1 protein-coding gene is annotated in these 1096 nt (G+C 33.6%); it reads left to right on the top strand.

The genetic code is table 11. The annotated features are described in order from the left end of the window. The first annotated feature begins 29 nt into the window (after nucleotides 1-29). A complete protein-coding gene (locus AACL61_RS01755; protein ID WP_003672385.1) occupies nucleotides 30-875 on the top strand; it encodes a helix-turn-helix domain-containing protein in 846 nt (281 codons plus the stop codon). The last annotated feature ends 221 nt before the right edge of the window (nucleotides 876-1096 follow it).

The raw sequence follows: 1096 nt of genomic DNA, 5'->3' as shown, positions 1-1096 counted from the left end.
TTATTTATAGAATACGAGGAAGGTAAACAATGAGACTCCGAGGAGACGTATTAAAACAAATTCGTCGCAAGCGTGGATTGTCCCAAACGGCTTTAGCTGAAGGGATTTGTACTCAAGCGACAATCAGCCTAATGGAAAAACAAAATCGCTTACCCAAAATGGATATTTTAACGGCAATATGTGAACGCTTAAATATTTCTTCTGATCGAATTGTCGAAAATGAAGTTAGTGGAATTAATGAAACATTCAACCAAATCGTTGATAATTTGATTTCACGCAATTTTGAAGATGCTTCAGCGCTTTTGAAGAAGGTTCATGTAAAAAATCTAGAAAGTGATTTTGATAAACAACGTTACTACTATCTAGTAGGAATGGTTCAAGTTGAAAGTAATCAAATTGATGAAGCCATTTTTAATTTTGAACTTGTTTTAACTCAATTTGCTACTACTAGTGCTAATATTTATTTAGCTATGACAACTGCAGGAATGGCGCTTGCTTACTTAAAACGTGGTGATAAAGAACGGGCAGCACGGTTAACTAACCGGTCTGTAAAACTGATTGATAATAAAAAATTGATTGGGAGCCTTTATCAATGGGCATCAATTGATTGTCAAATTGCAGAATTATATCTGCAACTTGAAGACCCTGATAACGCTATTGAAGTTGCTAATAAGGGAATTGAACTTTGTCGGGAACATGATTCATTATTCTTATTAGATGAACTATATCTTTGTATAGGTCGTAGCTACATCCTAAAGAACGACAAGGAAGAAGCTAAAAAGGCTTTAAAGATTGCTGAAAGTCTTAGCATTGCTCGTAATGGATCAGTAGCAGAAGATACAATTCTATTAGAGTTAAAGAATTTAGAAATTTAATTAATATACGTAACTGAAAAACAAAGCTGAGAGATGGTTAAGATGTCTCAGCTTCGTTTTTTAGTATAAATTTAAAGATTTATCCGTACAAATAATTAATAAAAACTTAATTGATTATTAAAGACTAAGTAAGCAGTCCATATTGACACGTTATTGACAGATAAAAAATCCCCGTAGAACCGTCCTTGATGGCTTCACGGGGATTTTCTATTCTCGACATT

Origin of the sequence: Limosilactobacillus reuteri subsp. porcinus, from assembly GCF_036621895.1 — a bacterium.
Lineage (GTDB): Bacteria > Bacillota > Bacilli > Lactobacillales > Lactobacillaceae > Limosilactobacillus > Limosilactobacillus reuteri_J.
This window is presented reverse-complemented; position numbering and strand designations above follow the sequence as displayed.

Bases quoted from the DNA above. Each gene is read 5' to 3' on its own strand.
- AACL61_RS01755 (WP_003672385.1), top strand. From the start codon at position 30: ATGAGACTCCGAGGAGACGTATTAAAACAAATTCGTCGCAAGCGTGGA.